Source organism: Micromonospora sp. NPDC049081, from assembly GCF_040648835.1.
Lineage (GTDB): Bacteria > Actinomycetota > Actinomycetes > Mycobacteriales > Micromonosporaceae > Micromonospora > Micromonospora antibiotica.
The window spans coordinates 22702-46365 of sequence record NZ_JBEZEK010000017.1 but is presented as its reverse complement, the minus strand read 5'-3'; the positions used below and the strand labels follow the sequence as shown (position 1 = coordinate 46365).

The following is a 23664-nucleotide window of genomic DNA, read 5'->3' as shown; positions in this document are numbered from 1 at the left end:
GCCCCGGAAAGCCGAAACGGCGTCGACCCGGACCGGGTCGACGCCGTTTCGACGGTTGGTTCAGGGAACCAGGGTCACCAGCGGACTCGCCACCCCGTTGGCGTCCACCGACTGCACCTGCAACTTCGCGATCTCACCGCGCGGCGCCGAGGTGGACGCCTCCAACTGGAGATTCTGCGGGTTGGCGGTGGTGCCGTAGCCCGTTCCCGGCACCGCCCAGGTGGAGATCACCTCGGTGGTGTCGTTCTTGCGGATGACCACCAGCCGGCAGGTGCGCGGGCCGGGCAGCCGGGTCAGGTTGAACCCGATCCAGGTGCCGTACTCCTTGCTGGCGAGCCACATGGTGGTCTTCACCCCGGTGCTGCCGTCGGTCGCGTCGAACTGGTCGCCCTCGATCTCGGTGCCACCCACCGACGGCCCCGACCGGGTCGGCTGCGGGCTCGCCGGCCCGTCCACCGGCGCGGACCGGCTCGGCTCGGCGATCACCGGGCCGGAACCACCGCCCGGGTTGCCGAAGGTGGCCACCCCGACGCCGCTGAGCGCGCCGACCGCCACCACCGCGGCGGCCATCGACAGCACCTGCCGGAACCGGGCCTTGCGCCGGTGGGTACGGACCGCGACCAGGGTACGGTCCAACAGCCGCGGGTCCGTCGCGGTCTGCTCCATCGCCATCATCGTCTCGCCGTCGATGTCGGAGAGCAGCCCCACCACCGGGACCATGGTCTCCAACTCGGCGGCACACGCCCAGCAGGTCGCGAGGTGTTCCTCGAACCGTTCGGTGTCCTGCACGTCCAGGACGCCGAGCGCGTAGGCGGCTACGTCCATATGGTCTGCCCGGCTCATTCCGTCACCCCCCTCTCCTGTAGGGCCGTGCGCAGCGCGCGCAGCGCGTAGTAGACCCGCGACTTCGCGGTGCCCAGCGGCAGGCCCAACTCCTCGGCTGCCTCCGGCACCGTCCGGCCACGGAAGTACGTCGCCACCAGGATCTCCCGGTGCGACTGGCTCAACGTACGCAGCGCGTCCGCCACCGTCATGGTGCGCAGCACCCGGTCGGTGCTGTCCGCCTCGGCGAACGCCGTCAGATCCCGGTCGTACGTCTCGGGCGGGCGGGCCTGCTCGCTGCGGTGCTCGTCGATGGCGATCCGCCGGGCCACCGTGACCAGCCAGGGCCGCAGCGAACCCTGCCCCTGCACGCCCAGCCGGTGCGCGTTGCGCCAGGCCCGCAGCAGCGTCTCCTGGACGATGTCCTCGGCGCGCTGCCGGTCACCACCGGTCAACCGCATCACGAACATCAGCAGCGGGCCGGCGTGCTCGGCGTAGAGCAGCCGGACCAACTGGTCGGAGTGGCTCGCCTCCGGGGTCGTCGCCGGGGCCTGGTGCCGCCCGGGCGCCGATCGGGGAGTCACCGGGCCATTCTGGCGATCGGTGGGGCCGGCGTCGACCCCCCGGCTTGCCCTCGACGCACGCGACTGCGGCTGGGCCCGGGCGAACATCCACCCTGGCCTGGCCAATTCGCCGTGCAAGCCGGCCGCGACCGCACTCATCCAGACCTCCTGCTGTCCACCGACATCAGCGGGCCCACGGGGAGGGCGCCGACCCTTGATACGGAACGCCCATCCCGGCGGATCAACGGCGGACCGAAAAAATTCCTGGCGGCGGCGGAACGGAGCCCGTGGCGTCCGCGTCGGTGACCACCGCCGCGCCGGCCACGAACCGGTCCAGCTGGTCGCCGGCCAGCACCCGACCGGGGAACCAGTCCCCGGCCGCGCGGCGGGTCAACTCCGGCACCGGCGGCTCGACCCGCCCCGCCACCAGCACCAGGTTGCCGTGCCGCCGCCCCCGCAGCACCGCCGCGTCACCGACCAGGGCGGCCCGGGGCAGCACCGAACGCACCGTCGCCACCTGGGCGCGGGCGTGCCGCAACGGTGGACCGTCGGCCAGGTTGGCCAGGTACCAGCCGCCCGGCGCGAGCACCCGGGCCACCTGCCCCGCGTACTCCGCGCTGGTCAGGTGGGCGGGGGTACGCGCACCGGCGAAGACGTCGGCGACCACCACGTCGTACCCGCCGTCGCGGCCGGCCTCCAGGGTGGCCCGGGCGTCGGCGACCCGCACCTTCAGCCGGGAGTCGGCCGGCCAGGGCAGCTCCCGGCGGACCAGCTCCACCAGCGCGCCGTCGACCTCGGCGACCCGCTGGGTCGACCCGGGCCGGGTGACCTGCACATACCGGGGCAGGGTCAGCGCGCCGCCGCCCAGGTGCAGCACCCGCAGCGGGGCCCCCGGCGGGGCGAGCAGGTCCAGCGCCGCGCCGAACCGGCGGACGTACTCGAACTCCAGGTGAGTCGGGTCGGCCAGGTCCACGTGCGACTGCGGGGCGTCGTCGAGCAGCAGCGTCCACGAGCGTGGCCGGTCCGGGTCCGGCACCAGCTCGGCCCGACCGGTGTCCACGTCCACGACGATCCGGTCGTCACCCCGACGGCGGCCCATCAGTGGCACCTCCCACGGTCGTGGCCCATCAGCGACGCATCCCGCTGCGGCTGGCCATGGTCAGCGCGCGGTGCAGCAACCGGGCGTCGCCCAGCAGCCCGCGCAGCCGCCGCTCCAACCCGGCGATCGGCACCAGGTTCTGCGGGGCCCGGGGGTCCTTGTACGGCGAGGAGGCGAACCGGGGCAGGGTGACCAGCGACAGGTCGGCCAGCGCGATCGCGTCCTGCGGTTCGAGGTCGGGCGAGCACTCCAGCCGGACGATCCCGGCCCACGGCGCACCCACCGTCACCGGCAGCCGCAGGTACCACGACCAGCCACCCCAGGCGGTGCCGAGCCGGAACACCGGGGACCGCTGGCCGGAGCCCAACCCGGTGACCACGGCGTTGAGCCGGGCGTCGAGATACTGGCTGTGCTGGGTCTTGATGTAGCCCAGGGTGCGCGGCAGCTGCCGACGCGCCCGCAGCGGACCGTCCACCACCAGCAGGTCCCCGTCGGTGCGGGCCGCGTCGGACACGGCCACCTCCAGGGCGGTCAGCGGGGCCTGCACCGCCGCGGGCAGCTTGCTCAGCTCCCCGGTGCCGCCGACCCGGTGCACCGGGTAGCGCACCTGCCCGCAGGCCACCTCCTGCGCCGACGGGCTGGCCGTGAACAGGCCCCGACCCACCCGTGCCCCGGCCAGCTCGGCCGCGCCGCGCTCCAGGTCACACCGGACCACCCCGGCCGCGTACGAGGCGGCGATCCCCGGGTACGAGGCACCGTCCTCCTCGGCCGTCCACACGCTGGCGTCGATCCGGCGTACCCCGTCGACGAGCAGCACCACGTCCGGGGCGGCCACCCCCGGGCGGGGCCCGATCGCCCGCCAGTCCACCGCCGGCAGTTCCACGTCGGTGTCGACCTGGGTGCTGCTCGGCGTCACCGGCCCACCCGGCGTCGCCTCGAACGACGCCCCGTAGGACGGGTCCCAGGCGTCCACGAACAGCTGCGGCCCGGTCACGTCACCGCCCCACGAACCGACCTCGCGCTCACCGGGCCTGCCTCTCGTTCGCGGCTGCGGGGCTCCGCTGCGCTGCACTCCTCGCGCTCACCGGGCCCGCCTTTCGTTCGCGGCTGCGGGGCTCCGCTGCGCTGCACTCCTCGCGCTCACCGGCCGGTCCGTTCGACGTGGGCCGTGCGGGCGTCCTTGCGGACCTCGAAACGCACCGGGATGCGCTCGGCCAGCGCCGGCACGTGGGTGACCACGCCGACCATCCGGTCACCCCGGGCGGCCAGGCTCTCCAGGGTGGCGGCGACGATGTCCAGGGTGGCCGCGTCGAGGGTGCCGAACCCCTCGTCCAACACGATCGACTCCAGGCTGGCGGCGGTGGTGGACATCCCGGCGAGCTGCTCGGACAGGGCCAGCGCCAGCGCCAGCGACGCCTGGAACGTCTCCCCGCCGGACAGCGTCCGCACCCCCCGGCGCAGCCCCGCGTCGTGGTGGTCCACCACGAAGAACTCACCCTTGTCGTGGACCAGGTCGTACTGCCCCTGGGACAGCTCCCGCAGGATCCGGGAGGCCCCGTCGACCAGCAGGTCCAACGCCTCGGCCAGCAGCCACCGCTCGAAGTTGTTGGCCCGCAGGTGCCCGGCCAGCGCCCGCGCCGTACGCGCCTGCCGTTCGTGCTCGGCGCGCTGCTCCCGCAGCTGGAGGGCCTGCGCGCGGCGTTCGGTGATCCGCCGCAGGTCGGCCTCGGCCCGCTCGGCGGCCACCGCGACCGCCTGCGCCGGGTCGTCGGCGGGGGGCAGCCCGGCGGCGTCGAGCAGGCCGCCGAGGCGTTCCTCGACCGACTCGGCGGCCGACCGCGCGGTGTGCACCGCCTCGACCAGAGCGTCCCGCTCGGCCCGTCGTCGCCCGGCCTGCGCGCCGGCCCACCCGACCAGGGCCGTCCAGGCGGCGGCGACGTCGTCCCGGTCGGCGGCCGGCGGCCCGAACCGGGCCAGCCCGTCCCGGGTGGTGTCGAAGTCCCGCCAGGCGGCCCGCAGCCGTTCCTCGGCGGTGTCGGCCGCCCCCCGGGCCCGCCGGGCGGCGTCCCGGCCGGACCGTACCGCCGCCGCGGCCTCGTCGAGTGCCTGCCGCAGCCGGGCGTGCTCGGCGAGCTGGTCGCGCAGCGCCGCCGGGGTGGCCGCCCCGGCGAGCTGCCCGGCCAGCTCGGTCAGCCGGCCGTGCAGCTGGTCGTGCTGGGCCCGCAGCCGGACCAGTGTCCGGTCCCGCTCCCGGGCGGCGGTGTCCCGCTCGTCGACCAGCGCCTGCGCGGCCTTGCTGGCCGCCCGGGCCGCCTTGCCGGCGGCGGTCGCCGCAGCCACCGCCGAACCGGCCGGCAACGCCGGCACCCGGGGCACCGGCTGCACGCAGACCGGGCAGGTCGCGCCGTCGACCAGGTGCGCCCGGAGCGCGACCGCCTGGTCGGTGGCCTTGGCCTCCTCGTGCGCCCGGAACGCCGCCTCCAGCTCGGCCTCGGCCCGTGCCGCCGCCTCCCGGGCCGCGTCGAGGGCCGCCACCGCCGTGTCGTGCGCGGCCCGCGCCGCGTCCAGCGCCGCCCGGACCGTGTCCGCCTCGCCGGCCAGCCGCGCCGCGTCGGCGTGCGCGCGCAGCAGCAGCCGCAGGGCGCTCTCGTCGCCCGCGCCCGCCAGCTCGCCGCGCAGCTTCTCCTCCCGCTCCTCGGCCAACGCCACGGTGCGGGCCGCCGCGTCGACCGCCGCCCGCGCGGTGCTCACCGCGTGGGCCACCTCGGCCACCCCGGCGGGGGCGCGCACCCCCGCCAGCCCGGCCAGATCGGCGTCGAGCGCGGCCAGCGCCGCCGTGGCCTCCCGCGCCGCCGCCCACGCCCGCTCCCGCTCCGGTACGGCCGCCGCGACCGCCCCGGAGAGCTCCCGGATCCGGTCGACCTGCGCGGACGCGGTGGCCAGTGTCGCGTCGTCGACGTCGGTCAACCCGCCGAGCACCCGGGCGACCGCCTCCAGCTTCGCCTCGGCCTGCCCGGCGCGTTCGGTGGCCCGTTTCTGCACGTTCTCGTAGACGCCGAGGCCGAGCAGGTTGACCAGGATCTGCTGCCGGGTGGCCGGCTTGGCGTGCAGGAAGTCGGCGAACTGCCCCTGCGGCAGCACCACGCAGGAGGTGAACTGCTCGTACGGCAGCCCGACCGCGTCCAGCACGGCCTGTTCCATCTCGGCCGGGGTGCCGGCCAGCACCTCGCCCAGGTCCTCCGGGCTGAGCCCGGTGTCGAGCTTGGTGATGTCGAACCCGGGCGGCATCAGCTGCAACCCGGCGTTGGCGGTCTTGACCGTGCCCCGGCCGTCGCGGCGGACCACCCGGGTCGCCACGTACCGGTCGCCGGCCGACTCGAAGACCAACCGGACCCGGGCCTCCACCGCCGACGGGGCGAGCGCGTTGGCCAGCCCCCGGGCGCCACCCCAGCGGGGCACCGAGCCGTAGAGGACGAAGCAGATCGCGTCCAGCACCGTCGACTTGCCCGAGCCGGTCGGCCCGACGAGGGCGAAGAAGTCGGCGTCGGTGAAGTCCACGGTGGTCTCGTCGCGGAAGACGGTGAAACCGGCCAGGTCCAGCCGCATCGGTCGCATCAGCGCTCCACCTCCTCCAGCAACTCGTCGAAGAGGTCCCGGACCCCGTCGTCGTCGTGCCCCCGGCTGCCCAGGTAGTCGGCGAACAGCTCGCGGGGGGAGCGGCCGGCCCGCTGGGCGACCCGGGTGCCGCTGCCCGGGGCGGGCAGCAGCTCCGGGTCGATCCGGATCTCCAACGCACGGGGGAACAGCTCCTGCACCTCCTCCCGCAGGCCGGCCCGGGGCTGCTCCCGGACGAACACCCGCAGCCAGCCCTCGGGCGGGTCGGCCTCGGCCAGTTGGGCGAGGGTGCCGCGCACCGTACGCAGCGGCACCGCCGCCGACACCGGCACCTCCCGGATCCGGGCGGCGGAGTGTGCGCCCACCTCGACCAGGGTCACCGAGCAGACGTTCTCCTGCTCGCCGAAGTCGACCGCGAGCGGGCTGCCGCTGTAGCGGATCGGGCACGGGCCGATCACCCGCTGCGACCGGTGCAGGTGCCCCAGCGCCACGTAGTGCGCGGTGCCCGGGAAGACCGACGTCGGCACCGCGTACCCGAGGACGGTGTGCGCGTCCCGCTCGCCGCCGCCGGTGCTCGCCCCGACCACGGTGAGGTGGGCGGTGACCAGGTGCACCCGGTCCGGCTCGGTGAAGCCCTCGGTCAGTTTCGCCAGCACCCGGCCGAGGTGGTCGGCGTAGGTCTGGGTGGCCTCGGCGGCGGTCAGCTCGTACATCTCCACCGCGCGGACCGCGTACCGCTGGGACAGGAAGGGCAGCGCGGCGAGCTGCCACCGCTCACCGTCGGCGGTGACGCCGTCGATGACGTGCTCGGCCGGGTTGTCGCGGACCCCGCCGCGCAGGGTGATGCCGGCCGCCTCCGCCCAGGGGCGCAACGCGTCGAGGGCGTGGCCGTTGTCGTGGTTGCCGCCGATCGCCACCACGTCGGCCCCGGTCCGGCGCAGCGCGGTCAACGCCCGGGTGACCAGCCGGGTCGCCTCCGGGCTCGGCGCGGCCGTGTCGTAGAGGTCGCCGGCGACGATGACGAGGTCGGGGCGCTCGGCGTGGGCGATCTCCATCACCCCGGCCAGCACCTGCTTGTGCTCCTCGGCCCGGGACTGTCCCTTGAGCACCTTGCCGACGTGCCAGTCGGAGGTGTGCAGGATCTTCATGGCGGCCAGCCCCCTAGAACGGAATGTCGTCGTCGGCGCCGCCCGAGCCGACCACGGCGAACGGATCGATCGAGCCGGTGATCGAACGCAGCGTCTCCGACGGGGCGCGGCCCGCCTCGGACACCCGGGTCGCCCAGGCAGGGAAGGGGAACTCCAGGCACAGCGGGACCGGGATGTCGGGCTGGTTGACGAACATGGTGCCCGGCTTGGCCAGCAGGGCGCGTTGCCGCTGGGCCGGCGGGAGGAAGCCGTACTCCGGGCGGGACGCCTCGGCCGGGTCGAGCCGGCCGACCACCCGGATCGCCGAGTTGGTGACGATCCGCCGCTCCACCTCGCTGGCCGTCTGCTGCGCGCCGACCAGGATCACCCCGAGCGAACGGCCCCGCTCGGCGATGTCGAGCAGCACCTCCTTGATCGGGGAGGAGCCCTCGCGGGGGGCGTACTTGTTCAGCTCGTCGAGGACGACGAAGAGCAGCGGCTTGGCGGTGCCGGACTTCTCCTTGCGTTCGAACTCGCCGCGCAGCGTCACGCCGACCACGAAGCGCTGCGCGCGGTCCGGCAGGTTGTGCAGGTCGACCACGGTGACCTGGGCGCTCTCGGCGGTGTTGATCGCATGCGGGCGGCGGGTGGCCAGGTCGCCCCGGATCAGTCGACCCAGGTCCTTCTTGCTGCCGATCAGCCGGCGGGCGAACGCGTTGACGGTGCCCAGGCCGACCGCGCTGCCCGCCCAGTCGCCCCGGGTCTCGTCGTCGTTGAGCTGCTCGACGACGTGGTCGACGAGGTCGGCGTAGGAGCCGAGGCGCACCCCGTCGACGCTGACCCCACCGTCGGCGGGCTGGGCGTAGCGGGCCAGGTGGGCGGTGACCGAGTGCACCACCATCGTGTACTGCTGGCGCTCGTCGTCGGCGTCGGCGAAGACGTACGGCAGGAGGCGGTCGGCGCAGAACTCGCTCAGCGTCCAGTAGAAGGCGTCGACGCCGGTGAGCCGGCTGCTCACGTCGGGGGTGCCGGAGGCGTCGCCGACCCGGGGCGGGGCGTACACCCGCACGTCGGGGAACGCCCCGGCGGCCAGCCCCAGCTTGGCGTACGCGGCCCGGGTGGGATCGTCGAGACGGGCGTTGGGGTGGTCGAGGAAGAGCAGGTCCTCGCCCTTGACGTTGAAGATCAGCGCCTTGGCGTTGACCGCGTCGCCGCCCAGCACCCCGGAACGGAACACCGAGTAGAGCAGGAAGGTGGCGAAGCTGGTCTTGGTGGCCACCCCGGAGATGCCGGAGATCGACACGTGTGCGCCCCGGCTGCCGTCGAGGAAGTCGGCGTTGAGGTAGACCGGGACGCCGTCGCGGCCCATCCCCATCGGGATGCGCCGTTCCATCCGGTCGAAGTGCAGCGCGCGGGCGCGGGCGTCGCCCTCGGCCCGGTAGACCGTCGCACCCGGCGCGGGCGGCACGTACAGCTCGGGGTCGACCCGGGTGGTGGTGATCTCGGCGGCCTCCTGCACCTGGGCCGGGAGGGTGCCGTCGGCGATGGCGAAGACGTCCGACTCGAACTGGGCGCCCTCGTGCCGGGCGCGGACCTGGGTGACCACCCCGGCGATGGTGACCGGTTCCCGGTCGGGCAGGTCGCGCCGGGTGACCACCACGTCGTCGAGCTGGAGGTAGCTGCCCGGGGAGACGGCCGTCCAGAACTGCAACGGGGTGGCGTCGGCGGTGCCGAGCACCCGTCCGACGGGCTCGCCGGGGCCGTCGATCCGGTCGTCGGTCATCCGCGGGCTCCGGTCAGCTGGTCGTCTCGGTCAGGGCGCACGACCTGCATCCTGCCCGAGGAGTGCGACAGGTTGCCACGCGACGCGGCGGACGCCACCGGTGGGCGGCCGTGGCGGCGACCCCGGGGAGGCGTACGACCGCCGATTCGGTGACCCGGGGGGAGTGTGCTGTCACCGACGGTCGAGATGTCGGGTGCGGGTGACCGCGTTTCGGCAGGTGGCGCGGGGTGACGGAAATACTCCGAAAAAATCTCGGTCCAGGGCGTGACAGAAACCGGCCGGTTGGGCTGAGAATAGCCACAGCCGACATCGAGGATCTTCTTCCTTCGGTGCCGGTTGTCACGCCCGTAACCTGCGGACACGTGACCGGCCCACGGTCCACCACCGGCGGGCCATCGTCAGTCGGCACCCCCCCGACTGTCCCTGTGGAGGCAGAACCCCGATGCGCCGAACCCCCCTGATGAGCGGCCTCGCCACGGCCGCTCTCCTGGCCACCGTCGTCACGGTGCCCACGGCGGCCACCGCCGCACCCACCGGTACCGCCGACCCGTTCACCCGCGCGGTCGCCCAGCTCAAGGCCCACTCCGGTGCCGGCCTCGCCGCCGACGGCCAGACGTTCACCCCCCGCAACGTGGTGACCGACGCCGACGGCACCGAGCACGTCCGGCTCAACCGCTACTCCGACGGTCTGCCCGTCCTCGGCGGCGACCTGGTCGTCCACCTCGGCAAGGGCGACTCCTGGCGCGGTGCCACCCACCGCCTCGCCAACGCCCCGCAACGCGCCCCGAAGGCCAAGCTCAGCGAGGCCGCCGCCAGCAAGATCGCGTACGCCGCGTCGACCGCCACCGGCCGCTCCGTGGCCGGCGCGCAGCTCGTCTTCGACGCCGGTGACACCGCGACCACCCTCGCCTACGAGGTGGTGGTCGGCGGCACCCACGCCGACGGCACCCCGAGCGAGCTGCACGTGCTGGTCGACGCCACCACCGGCGCGGTCCGCGACTCGTGGGAGGGCGTGCAGCGGGAGGGCACCGGCAACACCTTCCACTCGGGCACGGTCTCGGTCGGCAGCAACCTGTCCGGCAGCACCTACCAGCTCGCCGACCCGGCCCGGGGCAACCACCGCACCTACGACCTCAACGGCAAGACCACCGGCACCGGCACCCTGGTCACCAGCACCAACAACGTGTTCGGCAACGGCACCCTGACCAACCGGCAGACCGCCGCCGCCGACGCCGCCTTCGGCGCGCAGAAGACCTGGGACTACTACAAGAGCGCCCACGGCCGCAACGGCATCCGCAACGACGGCGTCGGCGCGTACAGCCGGGTGCACTACAGCAGCAACTACGCCAACGCGTTCTGGCAGGACGCCTGCTTCTGCATGACCTACGGCGACGGCGGCTCCGGCTGGTACCCGCTGACCTCGCTCGACGTGGCGGGGCACGAGATGACCCACGGCGTCACCAGCAACACCGCCGGGCTGCGGTACAGCGGCGAGTCGGGCGGCCTCAACGAGGCCACCAGCGACATCTTCGGCACCCTGGTCGAGTTCTACGCGGCCAGCGCCAAGGACCCGGGCGACTACCTGATCGGCGAGAAGCTGCGCAGCACCGGCGCCCCGCTGCGCTACATGGACAAGCCCTCCAAGGACGGTAAGTCGGCGGACTGCTGGAGCAGCTCGGTCGGTGGCCTGGACGTGCACTACTCCTCGGGCGTGGCCAACCACTTCTTCTACCTGCTCGCGGTGGGCAGCGGCACCTCGTCCTACGGCACCAGCACGACCTGCAACGGCACCACGATCACCGGCATCGGCAACACCAAGGCCGGCGCGATCTGGTACCGGGCGCTGACCCGCTACATGACCACCACCACCAACTACAAGGGCGCCCGCACCGCGACCCTGTCGGCCGCCACCGACCTGTACGGCGCGACCAGCACCGAGTACAAGACGGTCGCCGCCGCCTGGGCGGCCGTGAGCGTCAGCTGATCCCGGTCCGGCGGCGACGGCTCTCCGTCGCCGCCGGACCGTCGCGTTCATCCGCGGGGCGTGGCCACATCGGACGGTGTGGCCACGCCCCGCGTCGTGCGGGTCCCGCCCCGCCGGTCGACCGGCCGGGCCGTCGCACCCGGGCCGGACGCGGCGGCGTACCCCCGGCTGCCTGTGGTGTCGGGCGGCGCGCGCCCGGCGGACCGCCGCGGGGTGCCGGCCTCAGCCGGCGGGTGCGGCCCCGGCGGACGGCGTGTCCGCCGGGTCGCGGGCGTAGCGCAGCATGAGCACGCCGTCCCCGGCGGCCAGCGTGTGCCGCAGCGGCAGCGGCCGGGGCGGACTGTGCGGCCCGGCGGTGATCCGCCCCGGGCCGGCCCCGGCCAACAGCGGGGCGACGGTCAGGCAGAGTTCGTCGACGAGGTCGGCCGCGGTGAGCGCGCCGGACAGGTGCGGACCACCCTCGCAGAGCAGTTGCCCCAGTCCGCGTCGACGTAGCGCGGCCAGGCCGGCGGCGAGATCGACGGTGCCCCGGCCGACCCGCACCAGGTCGACGGCGTCGGTGAGGCCGGGCGGCGCGACGGCCGTCTCGGTGGTCAGCACCACCGGGCGCACCGGGGCGTCGGCGAAGGCGGCCTGCGCCGGGTCGAGCCGCAGCGACCCGGAGACGACCGCCAGCGTGGGGTACTCGGCCAGGCCGTGCGCGCGTCGCCAGGCCCGCCGTGGCGCACTCAGCCGGATCGCCCGGTAGCCCTCGTGCCGCAGCGTGCCGGCAGCCACCAGCAGCCCGTCGCAGAGCATCCGGAGCAGACCGAAGACCCGCTTGTCCGGGGCGCCGGACAGCCCGGCGGAGTAACCGTCCAGGGTGACCGCACCGTCGGCGCTGGCGACGAAGTTGACCCGGAGCCGGGGGGTGTCGGCGCGGGCGTAGAGCGCGGTCAGCGCGGCGTCGTCCAGCGGACCGGTGGCCGGCGCGGGCCAGATCCGCCGGATCGGGATCTCGTCGCTCATTCGCCGGCCGGACCGGTGACCACGGGGGTGGGCGCGGGGGTACGGTGCTGGCAGTCGCACCACGTCCGGCCGGGGCAGTCGTCGTGCCTGCGCTGCCGGCACGCTCGGCAGATCATGCGGGCAGCCTATGCGGTGGGACGGACGGCTGCCGGCCACCCTCGGCTCTTACCGCCGAAGGTGTCCGCGCCGGGTCAGCACACCGGTCGGGCGGCCGGTGCGGGCCCACGGTGGGTGCTCTCCCGGCCGGCCCCGGCGTCGCCCGAGCGGGTCGGGGCGACCAGCCCGCTGCGTCACGTCCGGCGACCTGCGTCCCGGTGGTGGAGGGGCATAAACGCGATACCTGGTAACGATCTGGGAACGCTCCCAACGGTCTATTGACACCCCCGACACCTCCCGGCAATCTCATGGGAGCGTTCCCAAGGGCGTGGTGCGGATCACCCGCGGCCACCTCCGACGGACCGGCGGCAGACGTCGGACCGGCCCGGGACATGCAACGGCACCCCCACCACACCAACCCAGCCTCACCATCGAAAAGGGGTCAGGATGAGCGTCACCACGCGGCGTAACCGTTTCGCGGTCGCCGCCCTGGCCGCGGTCACCGCCATCGGCGGTCTCGCGGCCTGCGGCAAGGACGATGAGGCCAAGGAATCCGGCGGCAAGCCCAGCAAGCTGGTCGTCGACACCTTCGGCGAGTTCGGATACGACGAGATCATCAAGCAGTACGAGAAGGACACCGGCATCAAGGTTGAGCTGCGCAAGACCGCGCAGCTCAACGAGTACCGGCCGAAGGTGGTCCGGGCGCTCGCCACCGGCAAGGGCGCCGCGGACGTCACCGCGCTCGAAGAGGGCATCCTCAACGAGTTCAAGACCAACCCGGCCAACTGGGCCGACCTGGCGCCGCTGATCGCCGACCACAGCAAGGAATACCTGCCGTGGAAGTGGGAGCTGGGCAAGGCGGCGGACGGGCGGCTGATCGGCCTGCCCACCGACGTCGGCAGCCTCGCGGTCTGCTACCGCAAGGACCTGTTCGCCGCGGCCAAGCTGCCGACCGAGCGGGACCAGGTGGCCGCGCTCTGGCCGGACTGGAACGCCTTCATCGAGACCGGCAAGAAGTACCGCGCGGCCACCAACAAGGGCCTGATCGACTCGGTCACCACCGCGGCCAGCGCGGTCATGGTGCAGCAGGGCGGTGACCTCTTCTACGACAAGGAAGACAACGTCGTCGCCGACAAGAGCGCGGCCGTGAAGACCGCGTGGGAGACCTCGGTCGCGATGGCCGACGCGAAGATCTCCTCCAAGAGCGCCACCTGGTCGCCCGAGTGGTCGGCCGGCTTCAAGCAGGGCACCTTCGCGGCCACCTTCTGCCCGTCGTGGATGCTCGGTATCGTCGCCGACAACTCCGGCCCGGAGAACAAGGGCAAGTGGGACGTGGCGCCGGTTCCCGGCGGCGCGGGCAACTGGGGCGGCTCGTGGCTGGCCGTGCCGGCCCAGAGCAAGTTCCCGAAGGAGGCGGCGAAGCTCGCCGAGTACCTGACCAACGCCAAGAGCCAGGTCGAGGCGTTCAAGCTCAAGGGCCCGCTGCCGACCAACCTCGAGGCGCTGAAGAACCCGGACTTCACCAGCTACACCAACGAGTACTTCAGCGGTGCCCCGACCGGCAAGATCTTCGGTGAGAGCGTCGAGAAGATCCAGCCGCTGCACCTCGGCCCGAAGCACCAGGCGATCAAGGAGAACGCGTTCGAGCCGGCCCTGCGCTCGTACGAGAACGGGCAGTCCCCCAAGGACAAGGCCTGGGAGCAGTTCCTCAAGGACGCCAAGACCCAGGGCGCCTTCTGATCACTGCACCACCACCGGCGGTGGCGTCCGGGCATGTCCCGGGCGCCACCAATGGCGTCCCGTTCCACGTACCGCCCGCCTCACCGGCCCCGCCGGAGCCGGGAAAGGACCCCGCATGAGCCTCTCGGCCACGACGGCGCCGCCGTCGCCCAGCGCACCACCCCCCACACCTCCCCGGCGGCGCAGCCGGGCGATCACCCTGAACCGCCTCGACCTGAAGCTCTCGCCCTACCTCTACATCGCGCCGTTCTTCGTGATCTTCGGCATCTTCGGGTTCTACCCGATGCTGCGGACCGCGTGGATGTCGCTGCACGACTGGGACCTCATCGGTGACCACAGCTTCATCGGGTTCGACAACTACACCCGGCTGTTCACCGACGAGTACTTCTGGAACGCCACGATCAACACGTTCGGCATCTTCATCCTGTCGACGATCCCGCAGTTGCTCCTGGCACTCTTCCTGGCCACCATGCTCAACCGCACCTTCCTGCGGGCCCGGACGCTGTTCCGGATGGCCATCTTCATGCCCAACGTGGTCTCCGTCGCCGCGGTGGCGATCGTCTTCGGGATGCTCTTCCAGCGCGACTTCGGTCTGATCAACTGGGTGCTCAGCCTGGTCGGCGTCGACGCGGTCGACTGGGACGCCCAGAAGTGGAGCTCCTGGACGGCCATCGCCTCCATGGTCAACTGGCGGTGGACCGGCTACAACACGCTGATCCTGCTGGCCGGCATGCAGGCCATCCCGAAGGACCTCTACGAGGCCGCCGCGATCGACGGCGCCAACCAGTGGAAGCAGTTCTGGCGGATCACCCTGCCGATGCTGACCCCCACCTTCGTCTTCGTGGTCACCCTGTCCACCATCGGTGGGCTCCAGCTCTTCACCGAGCCGCTGGTCTTCGGCAACGGCAACATCATCGGTGGCGACCAGCGCGAGTTCCAGACCCTGGCGATGTACATGTACGAACTCGGCATCGAGAACCTCAGCTCCGCCGGCTACGGCGCAGCGGTGGCCTGGGCCATGTTCGTCATGATCGCCCTGGTCTCGCTGGTGAACTTCCTGCTCGTCCGCCGTTCGGTGAAGTGAGGACCGCGCCGTGAACAAGGCATCCCAGCGCCTCTGGCGCACCAGTCCGCTGCTCTACATCGCGCTCGTCGTCGCGGTGCTCTTCTCGGTGTACCCCTTCTACTACATGGTGGTCATCGCCACCCGTAGCCTCGACCAGATCAACGACGTACCGCCGCCGTTCACCCCGGCCGGCGAGTTCGGCGCGAACTTCGGCCGGGTGCTCGACAACGACGCGGCGAACTTCCTCACCGGCCTGCTCAACTCGGTGATCGTCTCTGCCGTGGTGACCGTCTCGGTGGTGATCACCGGGTCGCTGGCCGGGTTCGCCTTCGCCAAGCTGCGGTTCCGGGGCCGCAACGCCCTGCTGCTGACGATCATCGTGACCATGATGATCCCGACCCAGCTCGGCCTGATCCCGCTCTGGGGCATGATCCAGGACCTCGGCTGGTACGACACCCTCTACGCGGTGACCGTGCCCTTCCTGGTCAGCGCCTTCGGCGTGTTCATGATGCGGCAGTACGCCATCCAGGCCATCTCCGACGAGCTGATCGAGGCCGGCCGGGTCGACGGCGCCAGCACCTTCCGGATCTTCTGGAACATCGTGCTGCCGGCGTTGCGCCCCGCCGCCGCCGTGCTCGGCCTGCTCACCTTCATGGAGACCTGGAACTCCTACCTCTGGCCGTACGCCGTGCTCACCCCCGAGAACCCGACCCTGCAGGTGTCGCTGGCGTTCCTGTCCTACGCCTACTACACCGACTACTCGCAGGTGTTCGCCGCGACCGCCATCGGCACCGTGCCCCTGGTGATCGTGTTCATCGTGTTCGGCCGCCAGATCATCGGCGGCATCATGGAAGGCGCCGTCAAGTCGTGAGCAACCCGACCCACCCGCCCGCTGTCGGCGTACTCGACCAGGGGCCGGAACTGACCTTCCCGCCCGGCTTCCTGTGGGGCGCGGCGACCGCCGCGTACCAGATCGAGGGGGCCGCCGCCGAGGGCGGCCGGACCCCGTCGATCTGGGACACGTTCAGTCACACCGAAGGGCGGGTGGTTTCCGGGCACACCGGGGACGTGGCCTGCGACCATTACCACCGGATGCCCGACGACGTCCGGATGATGGCCGAGCTGGGCCTCAAGTCGTACCGGTTCTCGGTCTCCTGGCCGCGGGTGCAGCCCGGCGGCACCGGCGGCGCCAACCAGCAGGGTCTGGACTTCTACCGGCGGCTGGTCGACGAGCTGCTGGCCAACGGCATCGAGCCGTGGCTCACCCTCTACCACTGGGACCTGCCCCAGCCGCTGGAGGACGCGGGCGGCTGGCCGGCCCGGGACACCGCCGGTCGGTTCGCCGACTACGCGTCCCTGGTCGCGGACGCCGTCGGTGACCGGGTGACGTACTGGACCACCCTCAACGAGCCGTGGTGCTCGGCGTTCCTCGGCTACGGCTCCGGGGCGCACGCCCCCGGGCGTTCCGACGGGGCGGACTCGGTCCGGGCCGGGCACCACCTCATGCTCGGTCACGGGCTCGCCGTGCAGGCCCTGCGGGCCAAGCTGCCGCAGGCCCAGCTCGGCGTCACGGTCAACCTCTACCCGGTGACCCCGGCCAGCGACGCGCCCGCCGACGTCGACGCCGCCCGCCGGATCGACGGGTTGGCCAACCGCTTCTTCCTCGACCCGCTGCTGCGCGGGTCGTACCCGGCGGACCTGACCGCCGACCTGGCCGAGGTGACCGACTTCGGACACGTCCGGGACGGCGATCTGGAGATCATCTCCACCCCGTTGGACCTGGTCGGCGTCAACTACTACAGCCGGCACGTGGTGGCCGCCCCGGTCGCCGGTGAGGAGCCGGAGAAGTACTGGCGGGCACCGTCCTGCTGGCCGGGCAGCGAGGACGTCCGGTTCGTCACCCGGGGTGTCCCGGTCACCGACATGGACTGGGAGATCGACGCCCCGGGCCTGGTGGAGACGCTGCGGCGGGTCCACGAGGAGTACACCGACCTGCCGCTCTACGTCACCGAGAACGGCTCGGCGTTCGTCGACACCGTGCAGGACGGTCGGGTCGACGACGTCGACCGGTTGGCCTACTTCGACGCACACCTGCGGGCATCCCACGAGGCGATCGGTGCGGGAGTGCCCCTGCGGGGCTACTTCGCGTGGTCGCTGATGGATAATTTCGAGTGGGCCTGGGGTTACACCAAGCGCTTCGGGATGGTCTGGATCGACTACGACACCCAGGCCCGTATCCCCAAGTCCAGCGCCAGGTGGTACGCCGAGGTGATCCGACGCAACGGTCTGGCCGCACAATAGGCAGAGGCCAGCCAGCATTCCGGACGGCCCCGCCGCGCCGCCCGCCCCCGGGGGCGGACGGCGGGGACCGTCCGACGTCGGAGGAGAGACGATGACAACGCAACGCACCCGGTCACTCGGGCGCCCGACCCTCGACGCGGTCGCCGCCCGCGCGGGTGTCGGGCGGGGCACGGTCTCCCGGGTGGTCAACGGTTCACCCCAGGTCAGCCCGGAGGCCCGGGCCGCCGTCCAACAGGCCATCGCCGAGCTGGGGTACGTCCCGAACCGGGCGGCACGGGCACTGGTCACCCAGCGCACCGACTCGGTGGCCCTGGTGGTCTCCGAGTCGGGGGAGCGGGTCTTCACCGAACCGTTCTTCGCCGGCATCGTCCGGGGCGTCAGCTCCGGCCTGCTGGAGACGCCGCTGCAACTCTGGCTCGCCATGGTGCAGTCCCCGATCGAACGGGAACGGGTCGAGAACCACCTGACCAACCAGCACGTCGACGGGGTGCTGCTGCTGTCGCTGCACGACTCCGACCCGCTGCCCACCCTGCTGGAGGAGCGCGACCTGCCCACCGTGCTCGGCGGCCGGCCGGCCCGGATGCTGCGCCCCGGGGCACGGCCGTCCTGGTTCGTCGACGTCGACAACGTCGGTGGGGCCCGCAACGCGGTGCAGCACCTGGCCCGGCGGGGCCGACGCCGGATCGCCACCATCGCCGGCCCGCAGGACATGGGCGCCGGCCTGGCCCGCCTGGTGGGCTACCGGGAGGCGGTGGAGTCCACCATCGGCGGGCTAGACCCGCGCATGATCGCCTACGGGGACTTCAGCGAGGGCAGCGGCGCGGCGTGCATGCGCCGGCTGCTGGACGCCTGCCCCGAGTTGGACGCGGTCTTCGTCGCCTCCGACCTGATGGCGTTCGGCGCGCTGCGGACCCTGCGTGAGTCGGGTCGCCGGGTGCCCGAGGACGTCGCGATCATCGGTTTCGACGACTCCCCGGTCGCCCAGCAGGCCGACCCGCCGCTGACCACGGTCTTCCAGCCGGTGGAGGAGATGGGCCGGCAGATGGCCCGGCTGCTGGTGGCCCGCATCCGGGGTGACGAGATCCCCACCCCGCACATCCTGCTGGACACCGAACTCATCCAGCGTGCCTCCACCTGAAGCGCTTCGACAGTTCCGGCCTCCACCCCGGGGTCGTACCTGACCGGCGATGGCACGGTTCGCCGCAGGCGGCACCCGCCGTGCGGCACGGGCAGCCCCGCCGTGCGGCTGGTGGCCCGCTCCCGATCCGGGCCGACGGCCGGCGGCGCAGGCTCAGGACCACCGGCGCAGCTCCCGCTTGGCCAGGGACGAGCGGTGCACCTCGTCGGGGCCGTCGGCGAGCCGCAGGGTGCGGGCCTGGGCCCAGAGCCCGGCGAGCGGGGTGTCCTGGCTGACCCCGGCGCCGCCGTACCCCTGGATCGCCTTGTCGATCACCCACTCGGCCATCGCCGGCGTGGCGATCTTGATGGCCTGGATCTCGGTGTGTGCGCCCCGGTTGCCGACGGTGTCCATCAGCCAAGCGGTCTTGAGCACCAGCAGCCGGGCCTGCTCGATCCGCACCCGGGACTCGGCGATCCACTCCCGGACCACCCCCTGCTCGGCGAGCGGCCGGCCGAACGCGATCCGCTCGTTGGCCCGCCGGCAGAGCAGCTCCAGGGCCCGCTCGGCCATCCCGACCAGCCGCATGCAGTGGTGGATGCGGCCCGGACCGAGCCGGGCCTGGGCGATGGCGAACCCGGCCCCCTCGGCACCGACCAGGTTCTCCGCCGGCACCCGGACGTCGACGAAGTCGATCTCCGCGTGCCCGCCGTGCGGGGCGTCGGAGTAGCCGAAGACGGTCATGCCCCGACGGACGTGCACCCCCGGGGTGTCCCGGGGCACCAGCACCATGCTCTGCTGACGGTGCCGGTCGGCGGTGGGGTCGGTCTTGCCCATCACGATGAACAACCCACACCGGGGGTCCATCGCCCCGGACGACCACCACTTGCGCCCGTTGACCACGTAGTGGTCGCCGTCGCGGACGATCCGGGTGGCGATGTTGGTGGCGTCGGACGAGGCCACCTCCGGCTCGGTCATGCAGAACGCCGAACGGATCTCGCCGGCCAGCAGCGGGGTGAGCCACCTGTCGCGCTGCGCCTCGGAGCCGAACTCGGCCAGCAGCTCCATGTTCCCGGTGTCCGGGGCGGCGCAGTTGACCGCCTCGGGGGCCAGGTGCGGGCTGCGCCCGGTCAGCTCGGCGAGCGGGGCGTACTGCAGGTTGGTCAGCCCGGCGCCGTAGCGCGGATCGGGCAGGAAGAGGTTCCACAGGCCGCGACGGCGGGCCTCGGCCTTCAGCTCGTCGAGCACCGGGGGCCGGGCCCACGGGTCACCCGCCGCCGCGACCTGTGCGGCGTGCACCGGCTCGGCCGGCAGGACGCACTCGTCCAGGAACGCGCCGAGCCGCTCCCGCAGCTCGACGGTGCGCTCGTCGTACCCGAAGTCCATCAGTTCCCCCTGACCGCGCGCAGACCGTGCTCCACCAGCGGCGTCACCATGTCGCCGATCCGGTCGAACCCACCGCCGAGGGTCTGCCCCAGGGTGTGCCGGTAGTGGATGCCCTCGCAGATCACCGCGAGCTTGAAACAGCCGAGGGCCAGGTGCCAGTGCAGCGGCCCCACGTCAACGTCGCTGCGCCCGGCGTACCGGTCGATCAGCTCGCCGCCGGTGGGGAAGCCCGCGCGCGGGCCGAGCCCGTCGGCGACCGGGTTGCCCTCGGCGAGATCACTGTCGCCGAGCACGTCCCAGTACGTCAGCAGCAGCCCCAGGTCGGCCAGCGGGTCACCCAGGGTGGCCATCTCCCAGTCCAGCACCGCCCGCACCGACACCGGGTCGACCGCGGTGAGCAGGTTGTCCAGCCGGTAGTCGCCGTGCACGATCCGACCGGCGTTGACGCCCTCGGGCACCGAGGCGGCCAGCGCGTCGCGTAACTCGTCCACCCCGGGCAACTCCCGGCTGCGGGACCGGTCGAGCTGGCCGGCCCAGCGTCGTACCTGCCGGCCCAGGTAGCCCTCGGGGCGGCCGAAGTCGGCCAACCCCACCTCGGCCGGGTCGACGGTGTGCAGCGCGGCGAGGGTGTCCATCATCGCCCAGGCCAGGTCGCGGCGCTGGCCGTCGGTGAGCGGATCGGTCTGCGCCCGGGTGCGCAGCACCTCGCCCGGCACCCGCTGCATCAGATAGAACGGTGCGCCGATCACCGCCGGGTCGGCGCAGAGCAGCAGCGCCTCGGGCACCGGCACGGCGGTCGGTGCGAGCGCGGCGATCACCCGGTGCTCGCGGGCCATGTCGTGCGCGGTGGCCAGCACGTGCCCCAGCGGGGGGCGGCGCAGCACCACCTCGCGTCCGCCGCAGTGCAGCAGGTAGGTCAGGTTGGACTTGCCGCCGGTGATCAGGGTGGCCCGCAGCGGCCCGTCGGCCACCAGCTCCGGCCGGTGCGCGACCAGCCAGCCGTGCAACCGGTCGAGGTCCAGCCCCGGTGGTGCGGCGTACGGCGGCCCGGGCCGGCTGCCGGGGGACGCGTCGACGGCCGGCTCGGTCATCCGAATAGTTGAGGGCAGGTCAGCCGGGTTGTCAAGGTCAGCCATTTTCCGCCGGGGACATGCCACGGCAACAGGGGCGAAATGGTCAACCGGCAGGCTGGCAACAGCCTGCCGGCCCTGTGCGGCCGGCCCGCCGAGCGGAGGGACTGACATGTTGCTGAGAGTTCGGGTGACCCTGCCGGACCGCCCCGGGACACTCGGCCAGGTGGCCCGTACGCTCGGCGTCTCCGGTGCCGACATCGTCCAGGTCGTGGTGCTGGAACGGCTCGGTGGCCGCGCGGTCGACGACTTCACCGTGGTCTGGCCGGGCGCCGCCCGGGTCGAGGGCCTGCTCGCCGGTCTCGCCGCCATCCCCGGGGTGCGCGTCGACGGGGTGTGGCGGGCGATCGGGGCACCGACCACCACCGGTCAGGACGCCGAACTGCTCGCCCAGGTGGCGGCGAACCCCACCGACGGGGTGGCCACCCTGGTCGACGCGGTACCGGGGCTGCTCGCCGCAGACTGGGCGGTGGCGGCCGTCGTACCGCTGGACTGGGCCTCGCGGGCCGGCGGGGGGACGGCGACCGTCGGGCACGCCAGCTGGCGTGCCCCGGAGCCGCCCCGGCTGCCCGAGGTGACCCCGCTGCGGGCCCGCACCCTGACCATGGCCGACGGCACGCACTACGCGATCGCGCCGTTCGGCCGGGCCGGGCTGGTGCTGGTGGTTGCCCGGGACCACACCGAGCCGTTGACCGCCGCCGGGTTCCACGCCACCGAGGTCGACCGGCTCGCCCAGTTGGTCCGGGCCAGCGCGGTGATCCTCGGCGACCGGCTCGACCTGGTCGGCCCGCGGTCGGTGACCACCGTCACCTGACCTGGGCGAACGGTTGCCGGTGCGACACCACCGGGCAACGCCACGGCAACAGGCCCCGGGCAGGCTTCGTGGTGGGGAAGGGAGTGGGCATGGCGCTGTGGCGAGTCAGGGCGACCGTGGACGACCGGCCGGGTTACCTGTCGGTCCTCACCGCGAGTCTCGCGCTGCGAGGAGTCAACATCCTCACCGTGCAGGTGCACACCACCGAGGTCGGTGCGGTGGACGACTTCCTCGTCGACGCGCCGGACGCGCTCGACGAGGCGGACCTGATCGCCGCCGTCGAGCGGGGCCGGGGTCGCAACTGCTGGGTGGCGCGCAGCGAGGCGCGTGGCCTGGCCGACCAGCCGACCCGGGTGCTCGGCCTGGCCACCCGGTTGGTCGGCGACCCGGAACAGGCCGGTGAGGTGCTCCGGGCCACCCTCGGCGCGGACGAGGTGACCTGGCGACCGACGTCCGCCACCGGGCACGACGCGGTGGGCACCACCACCATGCTGCTGACCGACCCGACCGGCGGCTCCTACGAACTGCGCCGGCAGGCACCCAGCTTCACCCCGGCGGAATACGCGCGGGCGCAGGCGCTGGTGGAGTTGGCGGCGGCGGTGGCCCGGCGGGAAGCCGACCGGGTGACCCTGGTGCTGCCCGACGGGGCGGAACTGTCCCTCCGGCCGGCGACCGCCGACGACCTGGCCGGGGTGCTGGAGCTGCACGAGGGCTGCTCGGCGCGGAGCCGGCAACGGCGGTATCTCAGCGGCGCGGCGCTGCCCTCGCCGACCCGGCTGCGCCGCCTGCTGGAACCAGCCCGGGGGCTGACCCTGGTGGCCACGACGACCGGCTCCGACGGGGCGGCGGAGTCGGTCGTCGCGCTGGCCAACCTGCTCGCCGAGGGCGACGAGGCGGAGGTGGCGCTACTGGTCCGCGACGACTGGCAGCGACGTGGTCTGGGCACCGCGCTGCTGCGCCGGCTGCTGACCCACGGCGAGCGGGCCGGCTACGCGGCGCTGGTCCTGCACACCCAGGCCGAAAACACGCCGATGGTGCGGACACTGGCCCGGCTGGGCCGGCCCGCGACGGTCGAGCGGGACGGCACCGTGCTCACCGTCACCGTCCCGCTGGCCGGCGTACCGACTACCGGCGTCCCGCTGGCCGGCGTCCCGGTCACCGGCCGAATCCCGCGCCCCAGCACGAGCGTGGGCGGCACCCGGCCGACCAGCACGAACGGTGGGATCTGCTGACCCCACCGACCATCGAGACGACCCGTACGGCACCGGGTGGGGGCATTCCTCCCGGTGCAAGGCCGAACTCCGATGCGGGGGACGGTGCACAGGCAGGGCCCCCGGTGCGGGGGCCCTGCCCATGTCCGGCGCGATGCCCCGGATCAGCCGAAGAAGGTGCCCGCCCGGCGGTGCCCCGAGACGCAGAACCGGTTTCCCTCGGTGTCGGCGAGCACGACGTACGGTAGCTGGCCGGGTTCCGGTACGGCGGGATAGTGCGGCCAGTCGACCCGGTCGGCACCCAGCCCGAGCAGCCGGTCCACCTCGTCGTCGAGGTCCCGGTCACCCGCGTGCAGGTCGAGGTGGATACGGGGAAACTCCGTCACCGGGCTCTCGCTGACGTCCATGGCCAGCGCCACCCCCGTGGTACCCGGCGGCGGCTCCAGGACGATCCACTCGTCCGCCGGGTAGCGGGGTGGGCGACGGACGTAACCCAGTGCCTCGGCCCAGAACCGGCCGGCGCGACGGTCGTCGGTCACCCCCAACGACACCTGTTCGATCATCGACATTGATCCAGGTTAGTCACGTCGACGCCCAGCCCCGGTACGAACATCCCCGCCCCCAACTCCGCACCCCCGCCCCGTCCCTCCGCACCCTGCGTGTTCCCCGCACCCTGCGTGTTCCCCGCACCCTGCGTGTTCCCCGCACCCTGCGTGTTCCTTCGCGCCCTGCGCCCTCTGTGCCCTGCGTGTCCCTCCGTGCCCGGCGTGTTTCCCGTGTTTCCCGCGCAAGATCGTGCTCG

19 protein-coding genes are annotated in these 23664 nt (G+C 73.1%); 8 read left to right on the top strand and 11 right to left on the bottom strand.

Annotation, left to right across the window (positions count from 1 at the left end; all coding sequences use genetic code 11):
* Nucleotides 1-60 precede the first annotated feature (60 nt).
* The 7 genes from AB0B63_RS22640 to AB0B63_RS22610 form a co-directional block, all read right to left on the bottom strand.
* Entirely contained in the window at nt 61-825 is a 765-nt protein-coding gene (locus tag AB0B63_RS22640) for a zf-HC2 domain-containing protein (protein WP_255597934.1), read from the bottom strand.
* 14 nt (nt 826-839) lie between these two features.
* Nucleotides 840-1544 (bottom strand): sigma-70 family RNA polymerase sigma factor, encoded by a 705-nt coding sequence (locus AB0B63_RS22635; RefSeq protein WP_208570736.1) that lies wholly within the window; start codon nt 1542-1544, stop codon nt 840-842.
* A gap of 82 nt (nt 1545-1626) precedes the next feature.
* The gene (locus AB0B63_RS22630) at nt 1627-2484 is read right to left on the bottom strand and encodes a fused MFS/spermidine synthase (RefSeq protein ID WP_357021819.1); all 858 of its coding nucleotides are present in this window, start codon (nt 2482-2484) and stop codon (nt 1627-1629) included.
* 28 nt (nt 2485-2512) lie between these two features.
* Complete coding sequence (locus AB0B63_RS22625) at nt 2513-3478, bottom strand: hypothetical protein (RefSeq protein ID WP_208570738.1); 966 nt, start codon at nt 3476-3478, stop codon at nt 2513-2515.
* A gap of 146 nt (nt 3479-3624) precedes the next feature.
* Nucleotides 3625-6099, bottom strand: coding sequence for an SMC family ATPase (locus AB0B63_RS22620; RefSeq protein WP_357021815.1), 2475 nt, complete (start codon nt 6097-6099; stop codon nt 3625-3627).
* The gene (locus tag AB0B63_RS22615) at nt 6099-7247 is read right to left on the bottom strand and encodes an exonuclease SbcCD subunit D (RefSeq protein ID WP_357021812.1); all 1149 of its coding nucleotides are present in this window, start codon (nt 7245-7247) and stop codon (nt 6099-6101) included. The genes AB0B63_RS22620 and AB0B63_RS22615 overlap by 1 nt, the downstream gene beginning before the upstream one ends.
* Before the next feature lie 13 nt (nt 7248-7260).
* The gene (locus AB0B63_RS22610) at nt 7261-9009 is read right to left on the bottom strand and encodes an ATP-binding protein (RefSeq protein ID WP_357021809.1); all 1749 of its coding nucleotides are present in this window, start codon (nt 9007-9009) and stop codon (nt 7261-7263) included.
* Nucleotides 9010-9451: 442 nt separating this feature from the next.
* Here AB0B63_RS22610 and AB0B63_RS22605 point away from each other — a divergent pair, with 442 nt between their 5' ends.
* Nucleotides 9452-10993 (top strand): M4 family metallopeptidase, encoded by a 1542-nt coding sequence (locus AB0B63_RS22605; RefSeq protein WP_357021806.1) that lies wholly within the window; start codon nt 9452-9454, stop codon nt 10991-10993.
* Between the two features lie 222 nt (nt 10994-11215).
* Here AB0B63_RS22605 and AB0B63_RS22600 read toward each other — a convergent pair whose 3' ends face one another.
* Nucleotides 11216-12001: a pyrimidine reductase family protein gene (locus AB0B63_RS22600; RefSeq protein WP_357021803.1), complete on the bottom strand. Its 786-nt coding sequence runs from the start codon at nt 11999-12001 to the stop codon at nt 11216-11218.
* Between the two features lie 543 nt (nt 12002-12544).
* Between AB0B63_RS22600 and AB0B63_RS22595 the strand changes: the two genes are divergently transcribed.
* From AB0B63_RS22595 to AB0B63_RS22575, 5 genes are all read left to right on the top strand, one after another.
* Nucleotides 12545-13837, top strand: a complete 1293-nt coding sequence (locus tag AB0B63_RS22595) for an extracellular solute-binding protein (RefSeq protein WP_219468783.1) — start codon at nt 12545-12547, stop codon at nt 13835-13837.
* Between the two features lie 115 nt (nt 13838-13952).
* On the top strand, nt 13953-14921 hold the full coding sequence (locus tag AB0B63_RS22590) for a sugar ABC transporter permease (protein ID WP_204924032.1): 969 nt from the start codon (nt 13953-13955) through the stop codon (nt 14919-14921).
* A gap of 10 nt (nt 14922-14931) precedes the next feature.
* A complete protein-coding gene (locus tag AB0B63_RS22585) occupies nt 14932-15774 on the top strand; it encodes a carbohydrate ABC transporter permease (protein ID WP_204924033.1) in 843 nt (280 codons plus the stop codon).
* Complete coding sequence (locus AB0B63_RS22580; RefSeq protein WP_208570745.1) at nt 15771-17204, top strand: GH1 family beta-glucosidase; 1434 nt, start codon at nt 15771-15773, stop codon at nt 17202-17204. The genes AB0B63_RS22585 and AB0B63_RS22580 overlap by 4 nt, the downstream gene beginning before the upstream one ends.
* Nucleotides 17205-17295: 91 nt before the next feature.
* The gene (locus tag AB0B63_RS22575) at nt 17296-18342 is read left to right on the top strand and encodes a LacI family DNA-binding transcriptional regulator (RefSeq protein WP_208570746.1); all 1047 of its coding nucleotides are present in this window, start codon (nt 17296-17298) and stop codon (nt 18340-18342) included.
* A 153-nt stretch (nt 18343-18495) separates the two neighbouring features.
* Here the strand turns inward: AB0B63_RS22575 and AB0B63_RS22570 are convergent, their stop codons facing one another.
* Both AB0B63_RS22570 and AB0B63_RS22565 read right to left on the bottom strand, forming a co-directional pair.
* The gene (locus AB0B63_RS22570; RefSeq protein WP_357021796.1) at nt 18496-19707 is read right to left on the bottom strand and encodes an acyl-CoA dehydrogenase family protein; all 1212 of its coding nucleotides are present in this window, start codon (nt 19705-19707) and stop codon (nt 18496-18498) included.
* A complete protein-coding gene (locus AB0B63_RS22565) occupies nt 19707-20798 on the bottom strand; it encodes a phosphotransferase family protein (RefSeq protein ID WP_357021793.1) in 1092 nt (363 codons plus the stop codon). Before AB0B63_RS22565 ends, AB0B63_RS22570 begins: the two co-directional genes overlap by 1 nt.
* A gap of 151 nt (nt 20799-20949) precedes the next feature.
* On the opposite strand from AB0B63_RS22565, the gene AB0B63_RS22560 reads away from it, so the two are divergent.
* Nucleotides 20950-21651 (top strand): amino acid-binding protein, encoded by a 702-nt coding sequence (locus tag AB0B63_RS22560; RefSeq protein WP_208570749.1) that lies wholly within the window; start codon nt 20950-20952, stop codon nt 21649-21651.
* 89 nt (nt 21652-21740) lie between these two features.
* Complete coding sequence (locus AB0B63_RS22555; RefSeq protein ID WP_208570750.1) at nt 21741-22883, top strand: GNAT family N-acetyltransferase; 1143 nt, start codon at nt 21741-21743, stop codon at nt 22881-22883.
* 143 nt (nt 22884-23026) lie between these two features.
* Here AB0B63_RS22555 and AB0B63_RS22550 read toward each other — a convergent pair whose 3' ends face one another.
* Complete coding sequence (locus tag AB0B63_RS22550; protein ID WP_357021789.1) at nt 23027-23431, bottom strand: VOC family protein; 405 nt, start codon at nt 23429-23431, stop codon at nt 23027-23029.
* Between the last annotated feature and the right edge of the window lie 233 nt (nt 23432-23664).

Excerpts from the sequence above, each read along its gene's own strand:
- AB0B63_RS22640 (WP_255597934.1), bottom strand. The coding sequence starts at position 825 with ATGGACGTAGCCGCCTACGCGCTCGGCGTCCTGGACGTGCAGGACACC.
- AB0B63_RS22635 (WP_208570736.1), bottom strand. The coding sequence starts at position 1,544 with ATGAGTGCGGTCGCGGCCGGCTTGCACGGCGAATTGGCCAGGCCAGGG.
- AB0B63_RS22630 (WP_357021819.1), bottom strand. The coding sequence starts at position 2,484 with ATGGGCCGCCGTCGGGGTGACGACCGGATCGTCGTGGACGTGGACACC.
- AB0B63_RS22620 (WP_357021815.1), bottom strand. The coding sequence starts at position 6,099 with ATGCGACCGATGCGGCTGGACCTGGCCGGTTTCACCGTCTTCCGCGAC.
- AB0B63_RS22615 (WP_357021812.1), bottom strand. The coding sequence starts at position 7,247 with ATGAAGATCCTGCACACCTCCGACTGGCACGTCGGCAAGGTGCTCAAG.
- AB0B63_RS22610 (WP_357021809.1), bottom strand. The coding sequence starts at position 9,009 with ATGACCGACGACCGGATCGACGGCCCCGGCGAGCCCGTCGGACGGGTG.
- AB0B63_RS22605 (WP_357021806.1), top strand. The coding sequence starts at position 9,452 with ATGCGCCGAACCCCCCTGATGAGCGGCCTCGCCACGGCCGCTCTCCTG.
- AB0B63_RS22600 (WP_357021803.1), bottom strand. The coding sequence starts at position 12,001 with ATGAGCGACGAGATCCCGATCCGGCGGATCTGGCCCGCGCCGGCCACC.
- AB0B63_RS22595 (WP_219468783.1), top strand. The coding sequence starts at position 12,545 with ATGAGCGTCACCACGCGGCGTAACCGTTTCGCGGTCGCCGCCCTGGCC.
- AB0B63_RS22590 (WP_204924032.1), top strand. The coding sequence starts at position 13,953 with ATGAGCCTCTCGGCCACGACGGCGCCGCCGTCGCCCAGCGCACCACCC.
- AB0B63_RS22575 (WP_208570746.1), top strand. The coding sequence starts at position 17,296 with ATGACAACGCAACGCACCCGGTCACTCGGGCGCCCGACCCTCGACGCG.
- AB0B63_RS22570 (WP_357021796.1), bottom strand. The coding sequence starts at position 19,707 with ATGGACTTCGGGTACGACGAGCGCACCGTCGAGCTGCGGGAGCGGCTC.
- AB0B63_RS22565 (WP_357021793.1), bottom strand. The coding sequence starts at position 20,798 with ATGACCGAGCCGGCCGTCGACGCGTCCCCCGGCAGCCGGCCCGGGCCG.
- AB0B63_RS22560 (WP_208570749.1), top strand. The coding sequence starts at position 20,950 with ATGTTGCTGAGAGTTCGGGTGACCCTGCCGGACCGCCCCGGGACACTC.
- AB0B63_RS22555 (WP_208570750.1), top strand. The coding sequence starts at position 21,741 with ATGGCGCTGTGGCGAGTCAGGGCGACCGTGGACGACCGGCCGGGTTAC.
- AB0B63_RS22550 (WP_357021789.1), bottom strand. The coding sequence starts at position 23,431 with ATGTCGATGATCGAACAGGTGTCGTTGGGGGTGACCGACGACCGTCGC.